This is a genomic window from Tessaracoccus aquimaris (genome assembly GCF_001997345.1).
Taxonomy (GTDB): domain Bacteria; phylum Actinomycetota; class Actinomycetes; order Propionibacteriales; family Propionibacteriaceae; genus Arachnia; species Arachnia aquimaris.
Genome location: NZ_CP019606.1, coordinates 997,071 through 1,023,604, shown reverse-complemented (window position 1 = coordinate 1,023,604; position 26,534 = coordinate 997,071). Strand labels below are relative to the sequence as shown.

Below are 26,534 nucleotides of genomic sequence, written 5' to 3'. Positions count from 1 at the left end.
CGGTGACCGGTCTGGTTCCTCACCACCGCCTCGCCGTCATGCACGTCCTGGCTAGCCCACTACCTTCCGGAGGCCAACTCCGAGCACTCGGCAAGGGTCGGGAAGCGGGTCGGCCAGGCGTCGAGGGAGACGCAGATCTGCGGGGTTCCGGCGGCGCTCTGCGTGACGACCTCGGTGGAGTGGGTGTGGCCGTGGATCAGGGGCGTGCCGAGGTCGCGGAGCCGCCACTGGCTGTGCCTCTCCTCCTCCGTGTGGTCGCCGTCGTACGGGAAGTGCGAAAGCAGCAGGCTCAGCCCCGGATGCCTCAGCTTCGCGGCCAACTGGACGCTCTCGAAGGCCTCCTCGTATGGGCCGAGGTGTGCGTGGGCGTTGCGGTGCAGCGGGTGAGGGCGATCGTGGTTGCCGAGCACCAGGTGCTTGACGCCGGGCCAGGTGGCGATCCAGCGCAGATGCGCTCGCCTGTCCCCCATCGCGACGTCACCGAGCAGCCAGACGTGATCCTCGGGCCCCACCTGCCGGTGCCAGCGTTCTGCGAGCCGGTCGTCGTGCTCGACGGCGTCGGCGAACCCGCGAAGGCGCGCGACCATGTCGTGGCCGAGGTGGGTGTCGGCGATCAGGAAGGTCGCGGGCACTGAATCTCCTCTCGGCCGGTGCCGGTTCGTTGGGGCGACGTCGCGCGGCGTGCACCGAATTGATCTATTAATTGCGGACGATCCCGACGTGTCTGGCGTTGTAGTCAGACCCTAGTGGTCGCGCCGCTGTTCCAGCAGCGCCAGCGCGACCCTGTGGAGGGCCCACACGCCAACCCCCGTCAGGCCGACGACGGGCATCCCGAGCACCGCCAGTGCGATCCCGGTGCCGACGAACAGCACAGCCTCGAGTGCCAGCCTGCCCCAGGCGGGAAGCACGACCTTGGCCTTGGGCGAGAGCAGCAGGCCCCACAGCGTCGCGACGGCGACCACCGAGACGGCGGCGGCGACCCAGCCCCAGGCGCCGGGTAGCAGCCTCGTCACGACCGTGGCGACGCCCGCCAGCATCGCGAGTTCCAGGACGAAGCGCACCGTGAGGACCACGCCGCGAAGCACCGTGCGGGCGTCCAGGCCATCAGGTTTGCCGTCGGGTCGCGCGCTCATGGTCGCATTCTGGCCGACGGTGCGCTCACCCCTCCCGGGACAGGTAGAGAGGCAGCAGGACGTCGTCGACGATCTCGCCGACCAGTTCGGGCGGCAGCGGCCCGCCATCGAACAGGAACCGGTGCCGCAGCAGGGCCACCCCGACCTCGAGCCGCAACGGCGCCAGGGCCTCAGGTGGTGCCTCCCCGCGCGAGACGGCCCGGCCGACCACCTCCCGCATCAGCGCCGCGTGCCGGCCGCTGGTGGTGGCGCGCAGTTGGCGCAACCGGTCGACGTCGGGGAGCGCCTCGGCCAGCAGCCCGCGCATGGCCTCCCCAGCGACGCCGTCGAGCGCCCGTGCGACCAGGGTGAGCGCGGAAACCAGGTCGCCCCGCAGTTCGCCGGTGTCTGGCAGATCGGCGGGCGCGGGCGCGATGTGGCGCACGCAGTCGATCACGAGGTCGGCCCGACTCGGCCACCTGCGGTACAGCGACGCTTTGCTCGCGCCCGCCCGGCGGGCGACGGCCTCCATGGTCAGGGCCGCGTAGCCGTGCTCGCCCAACTCGTCGAGCGTCGCGGCGCGGATCGCCGCGAGCAGGGCCTCGCCGCGCCTCCGCTGCGGGGCCGCGTCAAGCATGGCCGCCCACGCTCGTGACGACGCCCTGCGACCCGTCGACGGTGACGAGTTGCCCGTCACGGATGGTCGCGGTGCCGTTGCCGGTGCCCATGATCGCGGGCACCCCGTACTCGCGGGCGACGATCGCCGCGTGCGAGGCCATCGATCCGGTGTCGACGACGACCGCGGCGGCCCGCGCGAAAAGCGGGGTCCACGTCGGGTTCGTGTAGGGGCACACCAGGACCTCGCCCTCGCGTAGCCGGTCGAACTCGTCGGAACCCGTCACGATCCGGGCGACCGCGGTCACGGTGCCAGCTCCCGCCGGGGTGCCGCTGGCGATGGCGCCCTGAACCGCTGCGCGGAAGACGCGGCGGGTGTCGATCATCGGCACGCCCCTCAACTCCGCGCGACGGGCCGCCCGGCGCGCGACCGCGTCACGCAGTCCCTGCACCTCATCCGGGCCAAGACTCTCCGGGTCGCGGATCGCCGTGACCTCCTCCCACACCAAATGGAAGACCTCCGACGGATCGTCCAGCACCCCGACCGCCCGCAGTCGAGCGCCGATCTCCAGCAGCGACCGGCGAAGCGGCGGCAGCACGGCCGTGAAGTAGAAGTGGGTGTCCTCCCGGAACGCGACGGCCTCGCGTGCCGCGTCGATCCACCGGCCCACCGCCTCGGCGGCGGCGGTCAGCCGCAGCAGCGGGTGCCTGAGCAGCGCCGCGCGAGCAGCCTCCGACCTGGTCGGTGTGGCTGGCTCCGGTTCGTCCGCGAGGGAGAGCACCAGGCCAAGAACGGTGTCGCGGGACTCCCCCAGCGTCGGCTGGCTGATCAGCAAAGGCGAGACCGTCTCGCGGCGCCCGTACTCGCGCAGGTAGGCCTCGAAGCGTCCCCTCAGCCTTGCGAGGTCGTCGTCGCCGTCCAGGGCGGCCGCGAGGTCCGCCGGGTCGCAGATCCCCGCGAGTCGCGGTTCCTCGCGCACCTCCCTGGCCAGCGCGCGCAGGGCGTCGTTGGCGTCCTCGGTGCGCGTCTGGACGCCTCCCAGCAGGTCCGCAAGCCTGCGACGCTGCCCGAGCAACGTGACGACCACCCCCGCGCGGAGCAGCGAGACCCCCGCGCGAGGCAAATAGTCGATCCGAAGGTCCCGGCAGAAGTCCTGCGCGTGGAGGGCACGATTGGGCACCTCCAACAGTTCGACCCATGGCAGCGCCGCGAGGTCGAGCGCCTCCATCCGGTCGATCTCGGCCAGGAACGCCGCCTGACGCGGATCGTCGCGCCACCGTTGCGGCCGGAAGCGGCGCGCGTTGCGCAGCGCGCGGAAGGCGCCGGGCAGCACGCGAGGGGTCGGGCGCGGCATCGACGGGACGATGGCGACCGCCACGCCGTCCTCGTCGCGCACCACGTCGCGGAAGATCCCCTCGATGCCGTAGCGATGCCCGATCTCCGACATCATGCGCGCGGCCCCGCGGGCGACGCTGGTGGTCACGTCCATCGGATAGGGCCGGATCGGCAGATACTCGGTGAGGGTCGCCGCCTGGACGCGTTGGATCGGGTTCAGCGCGACCGACGGCGGAGGCAACGCCGTCATGGGGCGCGCCTGCAGGATCCAGGGGCGATCACCCTCGAGTGCCCACTCGATGTCCTGCGGACGGCCGAAGAGATCGGCGATCAGCCTGCCGTGCAGGGCAAGGTTGGCGAGGTTGGCCTCGCCGAGCAGCGCCTCACCCGTCGGGCCATCGACGGGCCTTCCGGAGACGTCGAGGATGTGGTGCTCCGGGTCCACCTCACCGGAAACGAGGGCCTCTCCGAGGCCTGCCACGGCGTCGATGACCGTAGTGCCCCGATCTCCGGTGACGGGGTCCGCGGTGAACATCACCCCCGCAACATCCGCCTCGACCATCGACTGCACCACGACGGCCATCCGCACATCGGCCGCGGAGATGCGCCTCTCGCGCCGGTACGCGACCGCGCGGTCGGTGAACAGCGAGGCCCAGCACCGCACGACCGCGTCAAGCACGGCGTCCTCGCCCTCGACGCCGAGGAACGTGTCCTGCTGCCCAGCGAAGGCGGCGCCAGGCAGGTCCTCGGCCGTCGCGCTGGAACGCACCGCGACCCGCCCCGAGCCGAGCCCTCGGTACGCGTCGACGATCGCGGCGCCCACCTCCGATGGCATCCCGGCCGTCAGGACGGCCTCCCGCAGCGTCGCCGGGCTGGCGTCGTCGCGGCTCAGCAGCACGGGGAGTCCGGCCCGCTCGGTGGCCCGCTGGAAGGCGTCGGTGGTGATCGCAAACCCGGGCGGAACTGGCAGTCCGGCGGCGAGCAGTTCGCCGAGGTTGGCCGCCTTGCCGCCGACGCTCGTCAGGTCGGCTGCGGTGAGGTCCCCGAGGGGCGAGACGAGGCGCATGTGATTCCTCCCGGCCGGGCGGCCACGGCGCCACCCTTACGAAACGCAGCGTATCTTAATTCGCACCGGTCGCTTCACACCGAAGCGGCAAACTTGAGTGCCCAACGGCGTGTGGCAAGCTTGGCTCGGTCGCCGAAATCGCAGGAGGTGGGTCCATGGCCGACAACGTCGGGCGCCGAGGCACACCCTCCGATGACGGCGACACGAACGCCGAGTTGCCGCCCTTCGCCGGTCGACGGGGATCCACCGGCCGCGGCTACGTCGCCGACAATCAGCCCGACGCGCCGCCGTCGCGACGCGCCGGACGCTTCGCCGACGATGAGCCCGAACCCGCCTCCTCATCTGCCGGTCGCTTTGCCCGACCCGCCGGCCGCTTCGCCGAGCGCCAGGACAACGGTCCCGACGACGAGCAGGACGAGGCCCCGACGCGCGGTGGCCGGTTCGCCGTCCCGGATGAGCCGACCGGACGCTTCGCCCGGTTCGATGAAGACGACGCTGAGGACGAACCGACCGGGCGCTTCGCGCTCAGCGACCCGGACGACGAGCCCACCGGCCGCTTCGCGCTCAGCGATCCGGACGACGAGCCCACCGGCCGCTTCGCCCGGTTCGACCCGGAGGATGACCCCGAGGACGAGCCGACCCGTCGAAGGGTCCGACACCACCACTCGACGCTCGGACGTCTCGACAAGCTCGACCAACCACCGATCCCCGAGCCCGTCCAGGGGTCCGAAACCACCACCACTCGGCACCCGGACGTCTCGACAGGCTCGACGAACGACGAACCGATCCCCGAGCCCGTCCAGGGGTCCGACACCACCACCACTCGGCGCACGGACGTCTCGACAACCTCGACGAACGACGAACCGATCCCCGAACCCGTCCAGGGATCCCAAACCACCACCCGGCGCACGGACGTCTCGACAAGCTCGACGAACGACGAACCGATCCCCGAGCCCGTCGAGGGGTCCGAAACCACCGGACGCTTCGCCTGGGACCCGGCTGACACCCCCGACACCGAACGCACCCTGGACGCCGAACGCACCAACGACGTCCACGACGTTGCCGACGAACCCACGGGTCGCTTCGCACCGCCGTTCCGACGTGAGAAGGAGCCCGGCGACCAGGAGCCCGGCGACGAGGCCAAGTCTCGCGACGAGGGCGTGGCCGGCGACGAGCCCACCGGGCGCTTCGCCCGCCTCGACGACTCCCCCGAGCCGCCGTCACCCGGACGCGGCGCCCGCTTCAGCGTCGACGACCTCCCCACGGCGCCAGAGCCGAAGGCCGAACCGCCCGCGGCCCGCCCGATGCCCTCGACGGTTACCCCACCTCCGCCGCCTGCCCACGAACCCGCGCTCCCCGTGTCGACGCGGCCCGACCCCCGGGTGCAGGCGCCGCTGAGCGGCCTGACGCCCCCCGAGGTGACCTTCACTCCGGAGCAGCCCGCGCCAGAGCCGACGCCATCCGAGTCGGTCGCGGCCGACGCGCAGGCCAGCCCCACCCTGTTCGACTGGGAGGACCTGCGCCCCCGCACGACCACCTCGACGGCGATGGCGAGCCCGGAGACGCCCAAGGGCCCGCCCGCCAGCCCTACGGACGCCACGGACGCCGCCGAGCCCGTCGAGGTGCCCTGGACGCCTGCACGGCAGGCCGTCGAACCGCCCGCAGCGGAGCCCACGCCACCTGGGAGCGGAGCCAGGCACAGCTCCCCGCTGCCTCCTGCCGACGACGATGACCCCCGTCGACGGTGGTACGCGCTGGGTGCGCTGGCGGTCGTGCTCGCCCTGATCGTCGGCGTGCTGTTCTTCGTGTTGCGCCCCGGCGCCGAGCAGGCCAACCCCGGCCCCACCTCCACCGCAGGCACAGGCGGCACCACCGCGTCTGAGGGCCCCTCTCCCGCCACCTCGACGACGCCGAGCGCCTCGACGCAGCCGTCGGCGACCCCCTCTCCCACGGTGACGCCCACGCCGACACCGACGGCCCCGACCCCGCTGATCCTCGATCTGGGGGACGCGAAGGTGACGGTCCTGCCGACTTGGCAGCTCTACGCGGACGAGAAGGTCCAGGACGACCGGCGCCTGGTCAGGCTCAAGCACCTCGAGACCGACACCCGCATCCAGATCGTGACGCTGACCTCCATCGACGGCGACCTGGACACCGCATGCACCGACCTGATGGCCGAGCAGCGCCAGACCTACAGCGACGTCGTGCTGTCGGAGACCGTCGCGGTCGCCGTCGGCGAGGGTGCCTCCGGCGTCGCGTGCGGGTTCACGGGGACGCGCACCAGCGATGACGTCGCCATGAGGGTGGACTTCACGATCGTGCGCCGAGACTCGGACCAGAAGTCGATCGTCTTCCGCGACACCGTGCCGCAGTCGGTTCCGGCCGACGCGCCGGCGCGCGCCGAACTGGCCACCATGGAGTGCGGTGCCGCCGACACGTTCGGCGTCGCCATCAAGCAGTGTGCCGGCTAGCGGCTACTCCTGGCCGGGGCGTCTGCTGAGCTGCTCGAACACGGGACGTAGCCGCATCCACCACTGCTGGCGGGGCCGCTGGTTGTCCCAGTCCATCGAGCCGGTCGCCTGCCGGAACGGGGCCATCAGGCCGGGCGAGCCGCTGGAGGCCGCCACGTAGTCGCTCGCTCCGCCGCGCAACTGCTCGTCGAGGTTGCAGATCGCCATGTAGGCCAGGCGCGTCGCGTTGATCCGGTCGAACGGCGACGGGCTGCCGCCCTGCTGGATGTGGCCGACGACGGCGTCGCGCACGGAGTACATGCCGTGGCCCTCCGCCTCGAACATCTTCGAGATGACGTCGCCCGTGTAGTACTGGCTTGCCTCCTCGCCCATCACCGTGAGGTAGAACGAGCGGCCCGTCTCGAACGCGTCAACCAGCGCGATCACGTCGGTGGTGAGTTGCTCGAGCGTGATGCCCGTCTCCGGCAGATAGGCCTTCTCGGCGCCGCCTGCGATGGCGCCGAGCAGCGGAAGGAAGCCGCAGGTGCGGCCCATCGTCTCGACGACGAAGGCCCGCTTGCTCGCCGACGCGGACATCCGCACCATGTCGATGGAACTGACGATGGTGTTGAGCGCGGTGTCGGAGCCGACGGCCATCGGCCAGTCGGGCAGGTTGTTGTCGATGCTGGCGGGCAGCACTGCGATGGGGATGTTGAACGCGGGGTACCTGCGCCTCTCGGTCTCCATCAGGTCGACCGTCGCGTAGGCGTGGAAGCCGCCCATCACGAGCAGCGCGTCGATGCCGTTGTCCTCGAGGGTGCGCGCCATCTTGTACAGGTCGGCGTCGACGGGGACGTAGCGGCGGGTGCCGAAGTTGGCGCCTCCGGTGTTGGCCATGCCCTCGACGTCGGACCACGCGACCTCTCGGAGGTCGCCCTCGATCAGGCCGGGCACGCCGCCCTGGACGGCGAACAGGTCGTAGCCGCGGTCGAGACCGGCGCGCACGGCGACGCGAGCCAACTGGTTCATGCCAGGGGCCAGCGCGCCCGCGTGCATCACGGCGATCCGCTTGGCGTCTGCGGACGGTGCGACCGTTGGCGTCGCCTCGGAGAGCATCCGGTAGATCTCGACCATCGTGGTGAAGCCGACGCCGCGAGCCTCGATCGCCGCGGTGTAGTCGCCCTCCGCGACGTAGTCGGCGATCCGGTGGGTGGCCGCGACGGCCTCGATGAGCGGCGTGGCGTACACCTCGTCGCGGCGCACCCCCACCAGCATCGGTTCGGACAGGTCACCCGCCTGCAGGACCTGTCTGACGGCCTCAACGCCGCAGACGGTGGCCATCCAGCGGTCGTAGGCCGACGGTGTGCCGCCGCGCTGCACGTGCCCAAGGATGGTGATGCGGGCGTCCTCCCCCGCCAGGTCCTTCAGCGCCCCTGGATCCGTTCGGCGGTGATCGCCGTGCCGTCACGGTCGGCGGCGCCCTCGGCCACGAGGATGATCGAGTCGCGTCGGCCGGCGGCGCGCCCGCGGGCGAGCACCTCGACCATCCGCTCCTCCCAGCCCGGCCGAGGCGGCGACTCGGGGAGGAAGGTGTAGTCGGCACCGCCCGCGATCGCCGTCATCAGCGCGAGGTAGCCGCAGTGCCTGCCCATCACCTCGACGATGAAGGTGCGGCGGTGCGACTCCGCGGTCGAACTGATCGCGTCGATGGCCTCGGTGATCCGGTGCATCGCGGAGTCGGTGCCGATCGTCATGTCGGTGCCGACCATGTCGTTGTCGATGGAGCCGACCAGGCCGGCGATGTTCAGGTGCGGGTGGGCCGCGGCCTGCTCGGCGGTGATCCGGCCCTCCGCAGCCAACTCGGCCACGTACTCAGGCCACGCCAGGCACAGTGCCCTGCTGCCCGTCAGCGAGCCGTCCCCGCCGATTACGATCAGGCGGTCGATTCCGTGCTTGACCAGGTTCTCCACGGCCCGCAGTTGGCCCTCACGGGTGCGGAACTCGGTGGAACGGGCGGTACCGATCACGGTGCCGCCCTTGTTCAGGATGCCGGAGACGTCGCTCCAGCCGAGATGGGTGATGTGGTGGCCGCCCTCGATGGCGCCCTGCCATCCCTCGTAGATGGCAAACACCTCGGCGCCTTGATGGATGCCGGAGCGCACGATGGCACGCACCGCGGCATTCATGCCTTGCGCGTCCCCGCCCGACGTCATGACGCCGATGCGGGCCGTCATCGACGAGAGCCCTTGGGGCGAAGCACCTTGGTGGCCTGCCAGTCCGGCGCCACGCTCGCGGTCTTCGTCAGGGTGAGTCCTGCGACGGTGACGCCCTCGGCCAGGTTCGCCGCGGTGATGAATCCTGGGCGGCCCACCTTCGGGGTCAGCAACCAGATGCAGCCCGCGTCGGCGAGGTCGGTCATCGCGTCGACCAGACCGTCGGCGACGTCGCCGTCCTCGTCGCGCCACCACAACACCACCGCGTCGACCGCCTCTAGCGGGTCATCGATCATCTCCGAGTCGATGCAGTCCATGATCTCGTCACGGAGCTCCGCATCCACGTCGTCATCCCACCCGAGTTCCTGAACGACGAGCCCAGGGGTGAGGCCCAGCAGGTCTGCGCCCGCGAGATTCTCCTTGGTCGACTTGCTATCTGCCATGTCCACGGGGTCAAGCCTGCCAGATGCCGGGGGTTATTTCACGGCCACCCCGACAAGCGAGAAGCGGGGCCGCTCCACAATGGAGCGACCCCGCCTCTTTTGCGTCGCGATCAGGCGTCGCCACCAGCGTTGCCGGAGGCACCAGCGGTGACGTCGTCGAGCTTGTACTTCGCGGCAGCCTCGGCCGCCCACTCGGCGGGAACCTCACCGTTGGCGGCCAGGCGCTGCAGCACAGCGACGGCCACCGAGGGGCCGTCAATGTTGAAGTAGCGACGGGCCGCGGCGCGCGTGTCGGAGAACCCGAAGCCGTCGGCGCCGAGCGTCGTGTAGTCGCCGGGCACCCACTGACGGATCTGGTCGGGCACGGCGCGCATGTAGTCCGACACGGCCACGATCGGGCCGGGCGCGTCCTTCAGCTTCTGCTCGACCCACGTCGCCTCGAAGTCGCCGTTTGGATCGTGGAACAGCTTCGAGTCCAGCTCGAGGCCCTCGCGGCGCAGCTCGCCCCACGAGGTGACGGACCACACGTCGGCGACCACGCCGTAGTCGTCCTTGAGCAGTTCCTGCGCCTCGATCGCCCACGGGAGTCCGACGCCGGAGGCGAGGATCTGCGCGCGTCGCGCATCCTCCCCGACGCCCTCCATGGAGCCCGGCTTGACCAGGTACATGCCGCGCAGGATGCCCTCGACCTCGATGCCCTCGGGCTCGGCGGGCTGCACGATCGGCTCGTTGTAGACGGTCAGGTAGTAGATGACGTTCTCGGGATCCTCGCCGTACATCCGGCGCAGGCCGTCGCGCATGATGTGGGCGATCTCGTAGCCGTAGGCCGGGTCGTAGCTGACGACCGCGGTGTTGGTCGACGCCAGGATCGGCGAGTGGCCGTCCATGTGCTGCAGGCCCTCACCGGTCAGGGTGGTGCGACCCGCGGTCGCACCGATCAGGAAGCCGCGGGCCAACTGGTCGGCGGCGGCCCAGATCGCGTCAGCGGTGCGCTGGAAGCCGAACATCGAGTAGAACACGTAGATCGGCACCATGGGCTCGCCGTGCGTCGCGTACGAGCTACCAGCGGCGGTGAACGAGGCGACCGAGCCTGCCTCGTTGATGCCGGTGTGGATGATCTGGCCCGACTTCGACTCGCGGTAGCTGAGGAACAGTTCGTTGTCGACGGGGGTGTAGTTCTGCCCGTGCGGGTTGTAGATCTTGATCGTCGGGAAGAACGCGTCCATGCCGAACGTGCGGGCCTCGTCCGGGATGATCGGGACGACGCGCGGCGCGAAGCTCTTGTCGCGCATCAGGTCCTTCAACAGGCGCACGAACGCCATGGTCGTGGCGACCTGCTGGTTGCCCGAGCCCTTCTTCGACGACTCGTACGCCTTGTCACCCGGCAGCGAGATGAACTTGCGGTCGGCCCGACGCTCCGGCAGGTAGCCGCCGAGCTCGCGGCGACGCTCCTGCAGGTACTGGATGCGCGGGTCGTCCTGGCCGGGGTGGATGTAGGGCGGCTGGTACGGGTTCTCCTCCAGCTGCGCGTCGGTGACGGGTACGTCGACGCGGTCGCGGAAGCCCTTGAGGTCGTCGAGGGCCAGCTTCTTCATCTGGTGGGTCGCGTTGCGGCCCGCGAAGTGCTTGCCCAGGAAGTAGCCCTTGATGGTGTGGGCGAGGATGACCGTGGGCGCACCGGTGAACTCGGTGGCCGCCTTGTAGGCCGAGTAGACCTTCGCGAAGTCGTGGCCGCCGCGGGTGAGGCGCCAGATCTCGTCGTCGCTCCAGTCCTTGACCATCGCGGCGGTGCGCGGGTCGCGCTCGAAGAAGAACTTGCGCACGTATGCGCCGTCGTTGGCCTTGAAGGTCTGGAAGTCGCCGTCCGTGGTGGAGTTCATCAGGTTGACGAGCGCACCGTCGGTGTCGTTTGCCAACAGTGGATCCCAGCCGCGGCCCCAGACCAGCTTGATGACGTTCCAGCCCGCGCCGCGGAAGAACGCCTCGAGTTCCTGGACGATCTTGCCGTTGCCGCGGACCGGGCCGTCGAGGCGCTGCAGGTTGCAGTTGACGACGAAGGTCAGGTTGTCGAGTTCCTCGTTGGCGGCCAACTGGAGCGCGCCACGCGACTCGACCTCGTCCATCTCGCCGTCGCCGAGGAAGGCCCAGACGTGCTGCTGCGAGGTGTCCTTGATGCCGCGGTTGTGCAGGTAGCGGTTGAACTGCGCCTGCCAGATCGCGTTGATGGGGCCGAGGCCCATCGAAACGGTCGGGAACTCCCAGAAGTTGGGCATCTGGTGGGGGTGCGGGTAGCTGGGCAGCGCCCGAAGCTTTCCGTCGACGTAGTGCGAGTGCTCCTGGCGGAAGCCGTCCATGTCGTCCTCGTCGAGGCGACCCTCGAGGAAGGCGCGGGCGTACATGCCGGGCGAAGCGTGGCCCTGGAAGTAGATCTGGTCGCCGCCGCCGGGGTGGTCCTTGCCGCGGAAGAAGTGGTTCATGCCCACCTCGTACAGCGTCGCCGACGACGCGTAGGAGGCGATGTGGCCGCCGACGCCGACGCCGGGGCGCTGCGCGCGGTGCACCATGATGGCCGCGTTCCAGCGAAGCAGTCGGCGGATGCCACGCTCCAGGGTCTCGTCGCCGGGGAACGCCGGCTCCTTCGCCGCGGGGATCGTGTTGACGTAATCGGTGCCTGTCAGCGACGGCACACCGATGTGACGTTCACGGGCACGTTCGAGGAGCTTCAGCATCACGTAGCGGGCACGGTTGCGCCCGCCTGCGTCGATCACTCCATCGAGCGATTCAAGCCATTCCGCGGTCTCCGAAGGATCGATGTCCGGAAGATTGGTGGGCAGACCGTTGAGAATCGGTCCAACCTCGTTCTGACTCACGAAGGTTCCTCTCGATGTCGGGCTTTATGGCCTCGGCGCAAGCCGGTACCAGAGTTCCACCCTACCGCGCTTCCGGGGTGTGGCCGGTACGTCCGAACAGCCACCCTCATCCCCGGTTCGGCTACCCGAAACGGTGAGGTGCGACCCCCGCCAGTGCCTGGGCCTCAGCGGCGCCGTTTCGCGTGTTCCAGCAGGCGCCCCAGCGGCCACGTCGTGATGATGCGCTCCGGGTCGATGCCCGCCTCGACGGCCCGTGCGGCGCCGTAGGTGAGGAAGTCGAGTTGGCCGGGGGCATGCGCATCGGAATCGATGCTGAACAGACAGCCGGCTTCCTTTGCGACAAGCAACAGGTCGAGCGGCGGATCCTTGCGTTCAGGGCGGGAGTTGATCTCGACGGCGACCCCGAACATCGCGCAGGCCGCGAACACGAGTTCTGCGTCGAAGGAGGACTGGGCGCGCCAGGAGCCGTCAGGGCGCAATTTGCGGCCGGTCGGGTGCCCGAGGACGGTGGTGTGGGGGTTCGAGACGGCGCCGACCATACGCCTCGTCATGGTGGCGGCGTCCGCGTTGAGGTCGGAGTGCACCGAGGCGGTGACGATGTCGAGACGATCCAGCAGGTCGTCGGCCTGGTCGAGGGCCCCCTCGGCGAGGATGTCGACCTCGATGCCCTTGAGGATCCGCATCCCGCGGCCCTGCTGCACCTGGTCGATCTCCTCCCATTGCGCGACCAGGCGCTCGCGGCTGAGCCCCCGGGCGACCTTCAGGCGCGGCGAATGATCGGTGATGGCGAGGTACTCGTGCCCAAGCGCCTCTGCGACGTCGGCCATCTCGGCGAGCGGCGATCCGCCGTCGGACCAGATGGTGTGGGAGTGCAGGTCGCCACGCAACAACGCGCGCAGGTCGTCGCCAGCCGGGTCGAGCGAGACCGCACCCTCGGCCCTGCGCTTGGCAAGCGACTCGTGCAGGCGCCCTTCTGCGGCCGCGGCGGCGATGGCGGCGGTCTTGGGGCCGAAGCCCTTCAGCGCCTTCCATTCCGCCTCGTTCTTCGGCGTCTCGGTCAGCGCGTCGGCGACGGCCGCGGCCTCCCGGAAGGCGCGGACCCGGTAGGTGTCGGCCAGTTGGCGTTCGAGCCAGAACGCGTACTCGCGCAGCGCAGCCGACGGGGTGAGCCCGCTCATCGCAGACCGAGCCCTGCGACGGCACCGATGACGCACACCGCGGGCGGCTCGATCCCGGCGGCGGCCGCCTCCTCGGCGATGCCCGCGGTGGTGCCGACGATCGTGCGCATGGTGGGCAGCGCCGCGTCGGCGATCACGGCGGCGGGCGTCGACGGGGCGAGGCCCGCGTCGATCAGTTCCGCCGTGATCGCGGGGAGGTTCTTCACGCCCATCAGGATCACGATGGTGGTCCCAGCGGTCGCCAGCCCGCGCCAGTCGATGTCGTTGCGCTCGTCGTCGGGCGCGACGTGCCCGGAGACGACCGTGAATCCGGTTGCCACGCCCCGGTGCGTGACGGGGATGCCCGCGAGTTCGGCCGCGGCGATCGAGGAGGAGATGCCAGGGATGGTCGACACCTCGATGCCCGCCTCCCGGCAGGCGATCCACTCCTCTCCCCCGCGCCCGAACACGAACGGGTCGCCGCCCTTGAACCGGACGACGTCGAGCCCCTCGGACGCCTTCTCGACGAGGATCTGGTTGATGCGTTCCTGCGGCGTGAACGCTCCGCGCGGCACCTTGCCGACCTCGATCAGTTCGGCACCGGGGCGCGCCTCGTCCAGCAGCGGCAGCGGCACGAGGCGGTCGTAGACGATGACGTCGGCGTTGCGCAGCGCCCGAAGACCCGCGACGGTGATCAGATCGGGGTCGCCCGGACCGCCGCCGAGCAGCGTGACGCGCCCCTTGCCTGGCTGGTCGCCGGTCACCGGGCCGAGTCGCGCCGCTTGGCGACGCCCGCGTCGAAGCGGTCCCGAAGGATCACTGCCCTCTTGTGCGAGCCCTGACCGATCGGCCCCGCCTCGTCCTCAAGGCTGACGCGGAAGGACAGCACCTTGCCGTCGACCTCGAGCAGTTCGGCGTGCGCGGTGACCGTCATGCCGACGGCGGTCGCGGCCGTGTGGGAGATGTTGACGTCGATGCCGACGGACGACTCGCCCTCGTCGAGGTGCTCTGCGATGACTGCCATCGCCGCGCATTCTGCGAACGCGACCATGTAGCCGGTGGCGAACACCCGCGGCATGTCGGCGAAGCCCGGGTAGGCGTCGCTGACGGCCGGAACGGTCAACGAGTCGTCAACCGTGACACTGACCTGGGCCGTCAGGCCGGGCACGAGGCTGCTTTTCATGGGGTAGAGACTATGCCGTCCGCGCCTCAGGACGGCTGGTCGGCCATGAACTCGTCCACCTCCGCGCTGTTGGCCCGCAACTTCGGATCGTGCTTGAGGTAGTGGGCCGTCTCCCGGGCGATCAGGCCGGAGAGCACCAGCAGGCCGATCAGGTTCGGCAGCGCCATCAGGCCGTTCATGATGTCGGCGAAGGACCACACGATGCCGAGCGGGATGGTCGCACCGATGTAGACAACCAGGGTGAACACGATGCGGTACCAGATGGTCGCACGGGCGCCGAAGAGTCGCTCGATGCAGCGGTCGCCGTAGTAGGACCAGCCGAGGATCGTCGAGAAGGCGAACAGCACGACGCCGATGGAGACGATGTAGCCGCCCCATGCGCCTGGCAGGCCGTGGCTGAACGCCATCGACGTCAGGACCGCCGGGCTCTCCCCCGAGTCCCACACCCCGGTCGTGACGAGCACGAGGCCGGTGCATGACACCACGATGATGGTGTCGATGAAGGTCTGCGTCATCGACACGAGGCCTTGGCGGACGGGGTGGGTGGTCTGCGCGGCTGCGGCGGCGATGGCGGCAGATCCCATGCCCGACTCGTTGGAGAAGATGCCTCGCGCCACACCCATCTGCAGCGCGATCAGGAAGCCGCCGATCGCACCGCCGACGGCGGCCTTGCCGGTGAACGCCTGCCCGAAGATCAGGCCGAGCGCGCCGGGCACGTCTGCGATGTTGACGATCAGGATGTAGAGCGCGCCCGCCACGTAGAACACGATCATGATCGGGACGAGCGCCGAGGTGACGGTGCCGATCGACTTGATGCCGCCGAGGATGACCAGGCCGACGAAGACGACCATCACGATGGCCGAGATGGTCTGCGGAACGCCGAACGCGTCGTGCACGTTCTCGGCGACGGCGTTGGCCTGCGTCATGTTGCCGATCCCGAAGCTGGCGAGCACAGCGAAGACCGCGAAGACCAGGCTGAGCGCCACGCCCCACTTCCCCGGCAGCGCCTTCTTCAGGTAGTACTGCGGGCCGCCTGAGGACTGCCCCTTTGCGTCGACGGTGCGGAACCGGACGGCGAGGAAGGCCTCGGAGTACTTCGACGCCATGCCGACGAGGCCGGTGACCCACATCCAGAACAGCGCGCCGGGCCCGCCGACCGAGATGGCGGTGGCGACACCAACGATGTTGCCGACGCCGACGGTCGCGGCGAGGGCGGTGGTCAGCGCCTGGAACTGCGAGATGTCGCCCTCCTTGGCGTCCTCGTCCTTGCGCTCCCACAGGGCGAGCCGCAGGGCGGAGCCGAGGGTTCGGAACTGGATGCCACGCAGCCGGATCGTCAGCCACAGGCCGGTGAGAAGCAGGAGGGGGATGAGCAGCCACGGGCCCCACACGAAGGATGAGATGGCGTCGAGGGTCTTCTGGAGGGTTTCCATGAGTTCAGCAGTCCCGTCGTTGGTTGCAGATTCGCGTCAACCTAGCAACCGACACGGGTACCGGGGGCCGATCCCACTCGATCGGGTGCATCCTGGTGGGTGTCAGGGGGCGGGGCGCAGCAGGTAGATGTCCTGGATCCAGCCGTGATGATCGATCAGCTTTGCTCGCAGCCGTTCGAGTTCGGGGACCACGGTGCGCAGCGGGCCGTTCGCGAGGACCTGGTCGGCGGTGCCGAGGTAGGCGCCCCAGTACAACTCGGTGTCGGGGAACTCGTCGACGAGCGCCCGGCAGGTGAAGTCGGCGTCGTTGAGGACGACGACGTCGCCGAGGTCGGGGCGGTACTCGCCGAGCAGTCGTCGGCCGGTGGTCAGGTGGACGCTCTGCCCGGCCCGGTTCAGGGCGATCTCGTGCGCGGCGGCCAGCACCTGCGGAGCGGAGACTCCTGGGATGACGGTGACGTCGAGGGTCATCGTGGCGCGCAGCGCGTCGACGACGCGCAGGATCGAGTCGTAGAGGGCGGGGTCGCCCCAGGCGAGGAACCCGACGCTCGCCTCCTCCGGCAGCCCGCTCATGATCTGCGAGTAGGTGGCAAGCCGCGCCGCGTCGAGGTCGCCGTCCTCCGGGTGGATGTGGGCGGGGTCGAGGACGGTGATGATGCGGTGCGCGCGCTGCACGTTGCGTCGGATCAGTTCGCTGCGTCGCCAGACAAGGTCGGGTTGGTCGTCGGCAGCGTCGGCGACCAGAAACGCGTCGACGCTGTTCATCGCGTCGACGGCGTCGAGGGTGAGTTGCCCGAACCCGCCGGGCCCCATTCCGATCACAAAAACCTTGCGTGCCATCGCAGGTAAGCCTAGCGGCGACGCCGTGCGCGATCGGGTCGGCCAGCCGGGTCCGCGCAACGGCGTTGGGCGATTGGGGTCGGCCCGTTGGTTGAGCCAGCCGCGGCGACGCGCTGGTTGAGCCAGCCGCGGCGACGCAGTCGCCCGCCGCTGCGTCGAAACCCAATGAAGCGCGATCACAAAGCCCACCCAGGATCCCTGCCCGAAGTCACGAGATTTCGACCGATGAAGCCCGCTTCGCGTCCTTCATGGCTCAATCAGCGCCGCTGGTTGAGCCAGCCGCGGCGACGAAGTCGCCCGCCGCTGCGTCGAAACCCACTGAAGCGCGATCACAAGAGCCCACCCAGGGTCCCTGCCCGAGGTCACGAGAGATTTCGACCGATGAAGCCCGCTTCGCGTCCTTCATGGCTCAATCAGCGCCGCTGGTTGAGCCAGCCGCGGCGACGCAGTCGCCCGCCGCTGCGTCGAGACCCACCGAAGCGCGATCACAAGAGCCCACCCAGGGTCCCTGCCCGAGGCCACGAGGTTTCGACCGACGCGTCCGATGGGCGGACATCGAATCGGACGTCTCGACAAGCTCGACGAACGGCGCGCTGGTTGAGCCAGCCGCGGCGACGAAGTCGCCCGCCGCTGCGTCGAAACCCACCGAAGCGCGATCAAAGGAGCCCACCCAGGGTCCCTGCCCGAAGTCACTAGATTTCGACCGATGAAGCCCGCTTCGCGTCCTTCATGGCTCAATCAGCGCCGCTGGTTGAGCCAGCCGCGGCGACGAAGTCGCCCGCCGCTGCGTCGAAACCCACCGAAGCGCGATCACAAGAGCCCACCCAGGGTCCCTGCCCGAGCTCGCGAGGTTTCGACCGACGCGTCCGATGGCGGCCATGGAATCGGACGTCTCGACAAGCTCGACGAACGACGCGCTGGTTGAGCCAGCCGCGGCGACGAAGTCGCCCGCCGCTGCGTCGAAACCCACCGAAGCGCGATCACAAGAGCCCACCCAGGGTCCCTGCCCGAGCTCGCGAGGTTTCGACCGAGGCGTCCGATGGCGGCCATGGAATCGGACGTCTCGACAAGCTCGACGAACGGCGCCGGTCGATCAAGCAACGTCCGACAGCGGAAGCCCACCCAGAGCCCCACCCTGCCGGAGGGTCGGGCGAACGTGGGCGGTGCTCCCACGCGCCGACGGCTAGGCTGGCGGGATGGAACCACGCCCAGGTACGGCCCCAGCGCTGATCTCCTCGACCAGGGCGAGGGCGGCCCTCGTGAAGCGGCTGACGGCGGCCTCGTCGGAGATGAACACCGCGACCCTCACGGCCCTCACCGCCAGGCACGCGTGGTTCGGGCAACTCGACGCCGAGTCGCGGTCCTGGATCGGCGTGCTCGCTCGCTCCGGCATCGACGGCTTCGTCACCTGGTTCTCCGGCGAGGACTTCGAACCCGAGTCGATCTTTGACGCTGCGCCCCGGGCGATGGCCCGGCGGATCACGCTGCAGCAGACGGTCGACCTGGTGCGCACCACCACCGACGTCGTCGAGGAGCAGATCCAGCACCTTCTCCCCCGCGGCGACCGGCAGCCGCTCCAACTGGGCATCGTGCACTACTCGCGCGAGGTCGCCTTCGCGGCCGCCGCCATCTACGCAAGAGCGGCCGAGGCCCGCGGCGCCTGGGACTCCCGCATCGAGGCGACCGTCGTGGACGCCGTGGTGCGCGCAGAGACCGACGAGTCCGTCATCTCCCGAGCCTCGACGCTGGGCTGGAACACCGAGTCCCAGGTCGTCGTCGCCATCGGAGGGGCGCCCGACACCACCAACAGCGATGGCGTCCGCCAACTCGACGGGCTGCGCAGGGCGGCGGCCAAGCTCAAGCTCGACGTCCTCGCCGCACCCCAGGGCGACCGGTTGATCTGCATCGTCGGCGGCGCCGGCGTCGGGGAACCGGTCGACACCTGCGAACGCGTCGCGAAGCTGCAGGAGTTCTTCGCGCCGGGTCCCGTCGTGATCGGCCCCACCGTCGACGGCCTCTCCGGCGCACCACGCTCGGCGCGGGCCGCCGCGTCCGGCTACCGGGCGGCGAAGGCCTGGCCCGAAGGCCCGCCGACCATGCTCGCGATCGACCTGCTCCCTGAGCGGGCGCTCGCGGGCGACGGGCACGCCAGGCGGACGCTCGCGGGTGACATCTACCCAGCTCTCGCCGCCAACAAGGAACTGCTCGACACCTGCGTCGGATTCCTCGACGCAGGCTCCTCCATGGAGGCGACCGCGCGTGCCCTCTTCGTGCACCCGAACACCGTGCGCTACCGCTTGAAGCGGATCCAGGACGTGACGGGCTACAACCCCGCCGACGCCCGGGAGGCCTACGTGCTGAGGATGGCCATCACCCTGGGCCGACTACAGGACTGATCCGAATCACACGGCTGTAATTCACCGCACCTGACAAAGCCTCACTCCAGTCAGCGGCGATTTGTCCGTCGCCCCATTGTTGGATTCCCACAACGGGCCGCCCGGCAATTTCGTGCGATTCGCTTCGCCCCGTGGGGCACCGACCGGGCAAGGTTGGATCGTGCTTGCAATCGTCGCGCCCGGACAGGGCGCTCAGACTCCCGGCTTCCTCGCCCCGTGGCTGGAGGACAGCGCCCTCGCCGAGCAGTTGGCCGCGCTCTCGGCCGTCAGCGAGCTTGACCTGGCCCACTACGGCACGGCCGCCGATGCCGACACCATCCGCGACACCGCCATCGCTCAGCCGCTGCTGGTGGCCTCGGCCCTGCTGACGGCGCGCGCGCTGCTCGGCGACGACACCTCCCCCGTCGGTGTCACGGCGGGCCACTCGGTCGGCGAACTCGCCGCGATGGCGATCGCCGGGGCGATCTCCGACGACGACGCCCTCATCCTCGTGCGTGAGCGCGGCCGGGCGATGGCGGAGGCCTCCGCGGCCCGTCCGACGTCGATGACGGCGATCGTCGCGGGCGACCGTGACGAGGTCCTCGCCGCGATCGAGGCGGCAGGCCTCACCCCCGCCAACAACAACGGCACCGGCCAGATCGTGGCAGCGGGCACCGTCGAGCAACTCGCCGCCCTGGCCGAGAACCCGCCGCGCCGCGCCCGCCTGGTGCCGCTCAGCGTCGCGGGGGCCTTCCATACGATCCACATGCAGCCCGCCGTCGCCCACCTGGAGCGCGTCGCGGCCGGGGTCGCCACCGCCGACCCGAGGATCCCGCTGCTCACCAACGCCGACGGCAGCGTCGTCACCTCCGGCGAAGAAGCGCTGGCCCGGATGATCAACCAGGTCGCCAACCCCGTCCGCTGGGACCTTTGCATGGAGACGATGGCCGCGATGGGCGTCACCGGGCTGCTGGAACTGGCTCCCGCGGGCACGTTGACCAAGATCGCTCAGCGCAACCTCAAACCCGTGGCATTGTTCAACCTGAACACCCCCGACCAGCTCGACGAGGCCCGCGCCTTCGTCGCAGAGCACGCATCCACCGCTGCGCAGCAGCCCGAGAACGAGTGAGTTCCACTGTGGCCTTGAAGTCCTCCACCGGCGCCGAGTACGCCCGCATCCTGTCCGTCGCCGGTGCCCGCGGCAGCCGCGTCGTCACCAACGACGAGATGTGCACCATGATCGACTCCACCCCTGAGTGGATCCAGCAGCGCACGGGGATCACCGAGCGGCACTGGGTCGCCGAGGGAGAAGACGCGGAGACGCTCGGCGTCGACGCCGCCACCAAGGCCATCGAGCGCGCCGGGCTGCAGGCCTCCGACATCGACGCGATCCTCGTCTCGACGGTGTCGCACTACCAGCAGACCCCCTCGCTGGCCTGCATCATGGCGGAGAAGCTCGGCCTCAACGCCCCGGCCGCGTTCGACATCTCCGCGGCCTGCGCCGGGTTCTGCTACGGCGTCGGCATCGCCGAGTCGATGGTGCGCGCAGGATCGGCCACGAACGTGTTGGTGCTGGGCGTCGAGACGCTCTCGAACTACACCGACCTCACCGACCGCTCCACCGCCTTCCTGTTCTCCGACGGCGCGGGCGCCGTGGTGATCGGTGCCTCCGACGCGCCCGCGATCGGCCCGACGGTGTGGGGCTCAAAGCCCGAGGCGTCGCGCGTCATCGAGATCGACGACTGGCGCACGGTCAACCCGAGCGTCGAGGGCCCTCACATCCACATGGAGGGCCGCGAGGTGTTCAAGTGGGCAACCACCGCCATCGTCGAGAAGGCCGTCGAGACCCTCGCCGCGTCGGGGCTGACGCCCGAGGAACTCGACTGCTTCATCCCCCACCAGGCCAACAACCGGATCACCGATTCGATGTTGCGCCACCTCAAGCTGCCCGAGGACGTCGTGGTCGGCCGCGACATCATCCAGATGGGCAATTCGTCGGCGGCTTCGATCCCGCTGGCGATGGAGGCTCTGCTCGAATCCGGGCAGGCCAAGAGCGGTGACAGTGCACTGATCATCGGATTTGGTGCGGGCCTCGTGTTCGCGGGCCAGACCGTGATCCTGCCCTGATCGCAAACCACCTCACAAGAAGGAGCCAACCATGGCAAGCACTGAAGAGATCCGCGCAGACCTCGCCGAGATCGTCAACGACATCGCCGGTGTCGCCGCCGAGGACGTCCAGCTCGACAAGTCCTTCGTGGACGACCTGGGTGTCGACTCGCTGTCGATGGTCGAGATCATCTACGCCTGCGAGGACAAGTTCGGCGTCTCGATCCCCGACGAGGATGCCAAGAACCTCAAGACCGTCGGCGACGCCGTCGCCTACATCGAGCGCGCCCAGAACTGACGCGTCGGGCGGCCACGCCCGCCGTGGCCGCCCACCACACCCCCTCATCTCCCCGTCGCCTAGGAGCCCACGCATGACCCGCACCGTCGTCATCACCGGATTTGGCGCGTTCACCCCGCTCGGAAACGACGCCCCCAGCACCTGGGAGGCAATGCTCGCAGGGCGCTCCGGCGTCCACACGCTGCAGCAGTCCTGGGCGGCCGACCTGCCCGTCACCTTCGCGGCCGAGACGGCCGATCCGGTCGAGCGTCTCGACCGCGTCGCCGCGCGCCGCCTCGACCGCTCCTCGCAACTCGCGATGGTCGCAGGCCTCGAGGCGTGGGCCGACGCGGGCTACGGCCTCGGCGAGGACAACCCCGTCGACCCCGATCGCCTGCTCGTCTCCGTCGGCACCGGCATCGGTGGCCTCCACTCCCTTCTCGGCAACTGGGACACCCAGAAGGAGAAGGGCCTGCGTCGCGTCTCCCCGCTGACGATCCCGATGCTGATGGCCAACGCCCCGGCCGCCAACCTCGGCCTCACGGTCGGCGCTGCCGCCGCCGTGCACGCCCCGGTCAGCGCGTGCGCGTCCTCCAACGAGGCCATCTCGCTCGCCTACGACCAGATCCAGCTCGACAGGTGCGACATTGCGGTGGTCGGCGGCACCGAGGGCGTCGTGCATCCGCTCCCCCTCAACGCCTTCGCCCAGATGCAGGCCCTCAGCCGCCGCAACGACGACCCGGAGCACGCATCCCGCCCGTGGGACGTCGACCGTGACGGCTTCGTGCTCGGTGAGGGCGCCGCGATCATGGTCCTTGAGACCCTGGAGAGCGCCCTGGCGCGCGGCGCGAAGATCTACGGCACCCTCGTCGGCGCAGGGATCAGCAACGACAACCACGACATCGTGCAGCCCGAGCCGAGCGGCCGCGGCCAGTCGCAGGCCATGATCAAGGCGATGCGCGCAGCGGGCCTCGAGGCCCGCGACATCGTCCACGTCAACGCGCACGGCACCTCGACCCCTCAGGGCGACGTGACCGAGGCCAACTCGATCGCCGCGGCTCTCGGGTCCGCTGTCGATGGGGTCGTGGTGACCTCCACGAAGTCGATGACCGGGCACCTCCTGGGCGGCGCGGGTGCGCTCGAGACGTTCGCAACCGTGATGGCGCTGAAGGACCGGGTCGTGCCGCCGACGATCAACATCGAGAACCTCGAGCCGGGGCTCCCGATCGACATCGCCGCCAACCAGACCCGCGCGCTGCCCGACGGTCAGCTCGCGGCCATCAACAACTCGTTCGGCTTCGGCGGCTCCAACGTCGCGGTCGCGGTCACCAACCAGAACGTGACCGCCTGAGCCAGACAAGCAAACTCACCGCCACCCGGATCAAAGGTGGCGGTGAGTTGTTGTTTCGGCGCCAGGGAGGAGCGCCTGTCTAGGGGGCCGGGTCAGCCGACCTGGTGCAGCCAGCGCACCGGGGCGTCCTCGGAGGCATAGCGGAACACGTCGAGTTCGTCGTCCCAGGGCACGCCGAGAAGCCGCTCGAGCGCCTTGAAGATCGGCTCGCCGCCCAGCGCGTCGGTGGCGACGGCATGCTTGAGCCGGTCCTCCGCCACCAGGATGTCGCCGTGCACGCCCACGATCGCCGAGAACGAGCCGAGCGTCGGGGTGTAGCAGTAGCGCTGACCGTCGGAGGCGGGCGTCGGCTCCTCGGTCACCTCGAAGCGCACCTGGCTGATCCGCGCGAGCGCCGTCGACAGCGCCGCTCCCTGGCCAGGGGTGCCCGTCCAGGAGTATTCGGCGCGCTGGGTGCCCGGCTGGGCCGGCTGGTTTGTCCATTCGAGGTCGACGCGGGACCCGAGTGCGGTCCCGATGGCCCACTCAACATGAGGGCACAGCGCCGCCGACGCCGAGTGGATGAAGATCATGCCTCGCGTCGGGTGACTCGTCTCGAAACGAGTAGTCATCGCTTGTACCTCCTGGTTGGGCCCAATTGCCTTCCCCTGCGATTTGGCTGCGCCAGGTGGTGTTGCCCATTGTGCATGAGCCTGACTGAGTTGGCAACGGGCGTTGTCCACGGGCTTGATCAACCGGGCGCCGATCGGATATACAGCCAGACATGCGTGAACCCATGCCGATCGACTCCGTGCTGCACTACCCCGACGCCGTCTCACAGGTCCAGGCCAGTGACGAGGCCATCTACTGGCTGGCGACCATCGCCGCGGAGGACGGCCGCACGACGGTGCGACGCCTGATGGGCGGAGAGGTCACCGACCTGACCCCTGACGCGAACGTCCGCTCTCGAGCCATGGAGTACGGCGGCGGCGCCTACACCGTCGACGCGCTGAGCATCGCGTACTGCGACGACCGCACCGGGCAGGTGTGGCTGCTCGACCGCGACGGCGCCCGGCCTCTCACCCGAGCCGGCACCTCCTACGTCTACGGCGGCCTGCGGCTGAGCCTCCCCGACGGGATCGTGGTGGCCGTCCGCGAGGACCACTCCGCCGAACCGGAGGCCCGAACCGAGATTGTCGCCCTCGCCGTCGACGGCGACAACGCCGACGGCGGCCGGGTGCTGGTGACGGGGGCGGACTTCTACGCCTCTGTCGCGGTGCGCGACGGTCGCCTGGCCTGGCAGCAGTGGGACCACCCGAACATGAGTTGGGACACCTGCTCCGTGTGGGTCGCCTCCCTCGCCGACCCGTCCGACGCCTCCCCCGTCAGCGCCGCCGACGGGGTCGCCGCGGGCTACCCGCTGTGGCTGCCCTCCGGCCGCCTCGCCTACGTCGACGACCGCTCCGGGTTCTGGAACTGGCGGATCGACGGCGGCGCCGAGTGGGCCGTCGAGCGCGACTGCTCCCGCCCGCTGTGGGTGCTGAACCCCGCCACCGCCGCCGCCTTCGGCGATGACCGGATCGCGACCCTGAGCTACGCCAACGGGATCGGCTCGCTCGCCGTCTGGCCCTCCAAGGGCGGTGACGTGGCGTGGCCGCTTCCCGGCTCCACGGACATCGAATCCGTGGCTGTGGCAGGCGACGTGATCTGCGTGGTCGCCGAATGGGCCAACCGGGCCTCGTCCCTGGTCGCGATCCACCCCGACGGCTCCGTCGAGACGCTCGCGGGCGCGTCCAAGAAGGAACCCGACGTCGCGGCCGCCGAGTCCATCTGGGCCGACGGTGAGGCTGGCCCGGTGCAGGCCTGGCTGTACCGCCCCGAGGTCGACCGGCCGCCGCTTCTCGTGATGACCCACGGCGGCCCCACCAGCATGGCGACCTCCGGCTACGACGCCACCATCCAGTTCTGGGTCTCGCGCGGCTTCGCGGTCCTCGACGTCAACTACTCGGGCTCGACGGGCTTCGGTCGCGCCTACCGCGACCGCCTCCGCGGGAACTGGGGCCTGCTCGACGTGAGCGACACCGTCGCCGCGGTCCGCGCCGTCACGGACGCAGGCCTTGCCGATCCGGAGCGGGTCGCGATCACCGGCGGCAGCGCGGGCGGGTACACCACGCTCAACGCGCTCGTCTCGACCGACGTGTTCGCCGCCGGGATCAGCCGCTACGGCATCGGGGACCTCACCACGCTTGTCACCGACACCCACAAGGCGGAGTCGCGCTACCCCGAGGGCCTGGTCGCGCCGTGGCCCTCCGGTCGCGACGTGTACGAGGAGCGCTCCCCGATCAACCACCTCGACCGACTGTCGACGCCGATGCTGATCCTGCAGGGCACCGAGGACAAGGTGGTGCCGCCGAATCAGGCGGTGCAGATGGCCGACGCGGTCCGAGCGGCAGGGCAACCCGTCGCGCTGCTGATGCTGGAGGGCGAGGGTCACGGCTTCCGCGCCATGGCAACAAGGCGCCTCGCGCTGGAGGCGCAGGTGTCGTTCCTGGAGCAGGTCTTCGGCATGGCGGCGAGCCCCGACGTGCCCGTCCTGGAGATCGAGAACCTGTAGCGCGGAGAACTCGACGCAACCAAACGCCCCCTGGCCTGCGTAGTTACAAGTGAGGTACCCCGAAGGGTGCCCACCGACTGCGAAAGGGAAGACCATGTTGCGCACGACCCTCTTGTCCACCGTCATCCTCGGCGGACTCATCTCGCTTGGCACCATCACTGCGGCCCACGCCGACATCACCCCCGACCTGTCCCGCGACAGCGCGAAGGTGGGCGACACGATCACCCTCACCGGCACCGACTGCGACCCCGCCAACACCGTTCACGTGTTCTTGGGCGACTCCCGGGTCAAGGTCCGGCCTGCCGCCGACGGGACGTGGAAGGCCTCCATGTACGTCCCCAAGATGAAGCCTGGCGTCGCCGACGTCCTCGCGGTGTGCGCAACGGGAACCTCCGAGAGCCACTACCCGACGGTGCAGTTGAAGGTCGAGGCCGGCGAGGAGCCTGACGGCGGCGATCCGTGGATCAAGGTCGGCGGCACGAGCAAGGCATCGACGCCAGGGTCGAAGCACTCGGTCGAGGGCGGAATGTTCCCGGCCGGGAAGCGGATCGAGATCTACCTCGCCATCGCCAACTCCGACGACCCTGGCACCCGGGTCGCGACGACCAAGGCCGACAGCGACGGCGACTTCTCGGTGTCGTTCACGATCCCGAAGCACTTCGACCGCGGCACCTACGTGGTGTGGGCTCAGGGCCCCGACGACAAGCGCCACGGCATGATCGAACTGAAGGTCAAGGACGCCCCGACGCAGAAGCCGGACCGCCCGAAGCCCCCGAAGACCGGGAACTGAGTGGATGCCGCGGCTGGTTCGGCCAGCCGCGGCAGTCGTTGGTTGAGCCAGCCGCGGCAGTCGTTGGTTGAGCCAGCCGCGGCGACGAAGTCGCCCGCCGCTGCGTCGAAACCCTCTGCCACCCTGTGCAGGGACTAGGTGGGCTCGCCGCCACACGAGGTTTCGACCGATGAAGTCCGCTTCGCGTCCTTCATGGCTCAACCAGCGGCCCCGCTGGTTGAGCCAGCCGCGGCGACGAAGTCGCCCGCCGCTGCGTCGAAACCCTCTGCCACCCTGTGCAGGGACTGGGTGGGCTCGCCGCCAGAGGAGGTTTCGACCGATGAA

The 26,534-nt window shown here is 69.8% G+C and carries 20 protein-coding genes and 1 pseudogene; 8 read left to right on the top strand and 13 right to left on the bottom strand.

Features of this window, described 5'->3' with window-relative positions; all coding sequences use genetic code 11:
* Positions 1-59 precede the first annotated feature (59 nt).
* The 4 genes from BW730_RS04795 to BW730_RS04780 form a co-directional block, all read right to left on the bottom strand.
* Complete coding sequence (locus BW730_RS04795; protein WP_077685260.1) at positions 60-632, bottom strand: metallophosphoesterase family protein; 573 nt, start codon at positions 630-632, stop codon at positions 60-62.
* Positions 633-743: 111 nt separating this feature from the next.
* Positions 744-1,133, bottom strand: coding sequence for a YrdB family protein (locus tag BW730_RS04790; RefSeq protein ID WP_226997074.1), 390 nt, complete (start codon positions 1,131-1,133; stop codon positions 744-746).
* Between the two features lie 25 nt (positions 1,134-1,158).
* Complete coding sequence (locus BW730_RS04785) at positions 1,159-1,749, bottom strand: TetR/AcrR family transcriptional regulator (protein ID WP_077685259.1); 591 nt, start codon at positions 1,747-1,749, stop codon at positions 1,159-1,161.
* Positions 1,742-4,129, bottom strand: coding sequence for a PEP/pyruvate-binding domain-containing protein (locus BW730_RS04780; RefSeq protein WP_077685258.1), 2,388 nt, complete (start codon positions 4,127-4,129; stop codon positions 1,742-1,744). Before BW730_RS04780 ends, BW730_RS04785 begins: the two co-directional genes overlap by 8 nt.
* A gap of 155 nt (positions 4,130-4,284) precedes the next feature.
* Between BW730_RS04780 and BW730_RS04775 the strand changes: the two genes are divergently transcribed.
* Positions 4,285-6,600, top strand: coding sequence for a hypothetical protein (locus BW730_RS04775; protein ID WP_077685257.1), 2,316 nt, complete (start codon positions 4,285-4,287; stop codon positions 6,598-6,600).
* Between the two features lie 3 nt (positions 6,601-6,603).
* On the opposite strand, the pseudogene BW730_RS04770 reads toward BW730_RS04775, so the two are convergent.
* From BW730_RS04770 to cobF, 8 genes and pseudogenes are all read right to left on the bottom strand, one after another.
* Positions 6,604-8,813: pseudogene (locus tag BW730_RS04770) on the bottom strand (6-phosphofructokinase).
* Entirely contained in the window at positions 8,810-9,235 is a 426-nt protein-coding gene (locus BW730_RS04765; RefSeq protein ID WP_077685256.1) for a DUF3052 domain-containing protein, read from the bottom strand. Before BW730_RS04765 ends, BW730_RS04770 begins: the two are co-directional and overlap by 4 nt.
* Positions 9,236-9,345: 110 nt before the next feature.
* Positions 9,346-12,105, bottom strand: a complete 2,760-nt coding sequence (gene aceE / locus BW730_RS04760; RefSeq protein ID WP_077685255.1) for a pyruvate dehydrogenase (acetyl-transferring), homodimeric type — start codon at positions 12,103-12,105, stop codon at positions 9,346-9,348.
* 164 nt (positions 12,106-12,269) lie between these two features.
* The gene (locus BW730_RS04755; protein WP_077685254.1) at positions 12,270-13,283 is read right to left on the bottom strand and encodes a PHP domain-containing protein; all 1,014 of its coding nucleotides are present in this window, start codon (positions 13,281-13,283) and stop codon (positions 12,270-12,272) included.
* Positions 13,280-14,026, bottom strand: a complete 747-nt coding sequence (gene cobA / locus BW730_RS04750; RefSeq protein WP_077685253.1) for a uroporphyrinogen-III C-methyltransferase — start codon at positions 14,024-14,026, stop codon at positions 13,280-13,282. Before cobA ends, BW730_RS04755 begins: the two co-directional genes overlap by 4 nt.
* Positions 14,023-14,445 (bottom strand): thioesterase family protein, encoded by a 423-nt coding sequence (locus BW730_RS04745; RefSeq protein WP_077685252.1) that lies wholly within the window; start codon positions 14,443-14,445, stop codon positions 14,023-14,025. Before BW730_RS04745 ends, cobA begins: the two co-directional genes overlap by 4 nt.
* 26 nt (positions 14,446-14,471) lie before the next feature.
* A complete protein-coding gene (locus BW730_RS04740; protein ID WP_077685251.1) occupies positions 14,472-15,878 on the bottom strand; it encodes an alanine/glycine:cation symporter family protein in 1,407 nt (468 codons plus the stop codon).
* A gap of 102 nt (positions 15,879-15,980) precedes the next feature.
* Entirely contained in the window at positions 15,981-16,718 is a 738-nt protein-coding gene (gene cobF, locus BW730_RS04735; protein ID WP_077685250.1) for a precorrin-6A synthase (deacetylating), read from the bottom strand.
* A gap of 1,289 nt (positions 16,719-18,007) precedes the next feature.
* Here cobF and BW730_RS04730 point away from each other — a divergent pair.
* The 5 genes from BW730_RS04730 (at position 18,008) to BW730_RS04710 (ending at position 22,827) form a co-directional block, all read left to right on the top strand.
* The gene (locus tag BW730_RS04730) at positions 18,008-19,114 is read left to right on the top strand and encodes a PucR family transcriptional regulator (protein WP_226997191.1); all 1,107 of its coding nucleotides are present in this window, start codon (positions 18,008-18,010) and stop codon (positions 19,112-19,114) included.
* Between the two features lie 160 nt (positions 19,115-19,274).
* A complete protein-coding gene (locus BW730_RS04725) occupies positions 19,275-20,222 on the top strand; it encodes an ACP S-malonyltransferase (protein ID WP_077685248.1) in 948 nt (315 codons plus the stop codon).
* 8 nt (positions 20,223-20,230) lie between these two features.
* On the top strand, positions 20,231-21,220 hold the full coding sequence (locus tag BW730_RS04720) for a beta-ketoacyl-ACP synthase III (RefSeq protein WP_077685247.1): 990 nt from the start codon (positions 20,231-20,233) through the stop codon (positions 21,218-21,220).
* A gap of 31 nt (positions 21,221-21,251) precedes the next feature.
* Positions 21,252-21,497 (top strand): acyl carrier protein, encoded by a 246-nt coding sequence (locus BW730_RS04715; protein ID WP_077685246.1) that lies wholly within the window; start codon positions 21,252-21,254, stop codon positions 21,495-21,497.
* 73 nt (positions 21,498-21,570) lie between these two features.
* On the top strand, positions 21,571-22,827 hold the full coding sequence (locus BW730_RS04710) for a beta-ketoacyl-[acyl-carrier-protein] synthase family protein (protein ID WP_077685245.1): 1,257 nt from the start codon (positions 21,571-21,573) through the stop codon (positions 22,825-22,827).
* Between the two features lie 92 nt (positions 22,828-22,919).
* Here BW730_RS04710 and BW730_RS04705 read toward each other — a convergent pair whose 3' ends face one another.
* Positions 22,920-23,438: a DUF3145 domain-containing protein gene (locus BW730_RS04705; protein WP_077685244.1), complete on the bottom strand. Its 519-nt coding sequence runs from the start codon at positions 23,436-23,438 to the stop codon at positions 22,920-22,922.
* A gap of 152 nt (positions 23,439-23,590) precedes the next feature.
* Here BW730_RS04705 and BW730_RS04700 point away from each other — a divergent pair, with 152 nt between their 5' ends.
* Together BW730_RS04700 and BW730_RS04695 are read left to right on the top strand one after the other, a co-directional pair.
* On the top strand, positions 23,591-25,420 hold the full coding sequence (locus BW730_RS04700; RefSeq protein WP_145952726.1) for an alpha/beta hydrolase family protein: 1,830 nt from the start codon (positions 23,591-23,593) through the stop codon (positions 25,418-25,420).
* A gap of 94 nt (positions 25,421-25,514) precedes the next feature.
* The gene (locus tag BW730_RS04695) at positions 25,515-26,210 is read left to right on the top strand and encodes a hypothetical protein (protein ID WP_077685242.1); all 696 of its coding nucleotides are present in this window, start codon (positions 25,515-25,517) and stop codon (positions 26,208-26,210) included.
* The last annotated feature ends 324 nt before the right edge of the window (positions 26,211-26,534 follow it).

What these genes read in the sequence shown, in the direction of transcription:
- BW730_RS04790 (WP_226997074.1), bottom strand. Translation starts at nt 1,133, where the DNA reads ATGAGCGCGCGACCCGACGGCAAACCTGATGGCCTGGACGCCCGCACG.
- BW730_RS04785 (WP_077685259.1), bottom strand. Translation starts at nt 1,749, where the DNA reads ATGCTTGACGCGGCCCCGCAGCGGAGGCGCGGCGAGGCCCTGCTCGCG.
- BW730_RS04780 (WP_077685258.1), bottom strand. Translation starts at nt 4,129, where the DNA reads ATGCGCCTCGTCTCGCCCCTCGGGGACCTCACCGCAGCCGACCTGACG.
- BW730_RS04775 (WP_077685257.1), top strand. Translation starts at nt 4,285, where the DNA reads ATGGCCGACAACGTCGGGCGCCGAGGCACACCCTCCGATGACGGCGAC.
- BW730_RS04765 (WP_077685256.1), bottom strand. Translation starts at nt 9,235, where the DNA reads ATGGCAGATAGCAAGTCGACCAAGGAGAATCTCGCGGGCGCAGACCTG.
- BW730_RS04755 (WP_077685254.1), bottom strand. Translation starts at nt 13,283, where the DNA reads ATGAGCGGGCTCACCCCGTCGGCTGCGCTGCGCGAGTACGCGTTCTGG.
- BW730_RS04745 (WP_077685252.1), bottom strand. Translation starts at nt 14,445, where the DNA reads ATGAAAAGCAGCCTCGTGCCCGGCCTGACGGCCCAGGTCAGTGTCACG.
- BW730_RS04740 (WP_077685251.1), bottom strand. Translation starts at nt 15,878, where the DNA reads ATGGAAACCCTCCAGAAGACCCTCGACGCCATCTCATCCTTCGTGTGG.
- cobF (WP_077685250.1), bottom strand. Translation starts at nt 16,718, where the DNA reads ATGGCACGCAAGGTTTTTGTGATCGGAATGGGGCCCGGCGGGTTCGGG.
- BW730_RS04730 (WP_226997191.1), top strand. Translation starts at nt 18,008, where the DNA reads ATGAACACCGCGACCCTCACGGCCCTCACCGCCAGGCACGCGTGGTTC.
- BW730_RS04715 (WP_077685246.1), top strand. Translation starts at nt 21,252, where the DNA reads ATGGCAAGCACTGAAGAGATCCGCGCAGACCTCGCCGAGATCGTCAAC.
- BW730_RS04710 (WP_077685245.1), top strand. Translation starts at nt 21,571, where the DNA reads ATGACCCGCACCGTCGTCATCACCGGATTTGGCGCGTTCACCCCGCTC.
- BW730_RS04705 (WP_077685244.1), bottom strand. Translation starts at nt 23,438, where the DNA reads ATGACTACTCGTTTCGAGACGAGTCACCCGACGCGAGGCATGATCTTC.
- BW730_RS04700 (WP_145952726.1), top strand. Translation starts at nt 23,591, where the DNA reads ATGCGTGAACCCATGCCGATCGACTCCGTGCTGCACTACCCCGACGCC.
- BW730_RS04695 (WP_077685242.1), top strand. Translation starts at nt 25,515, where the DNA reads ATGTTGCGCACGACCCTCTTGTCCACCGTCATCCTCGGCGGACTCATC.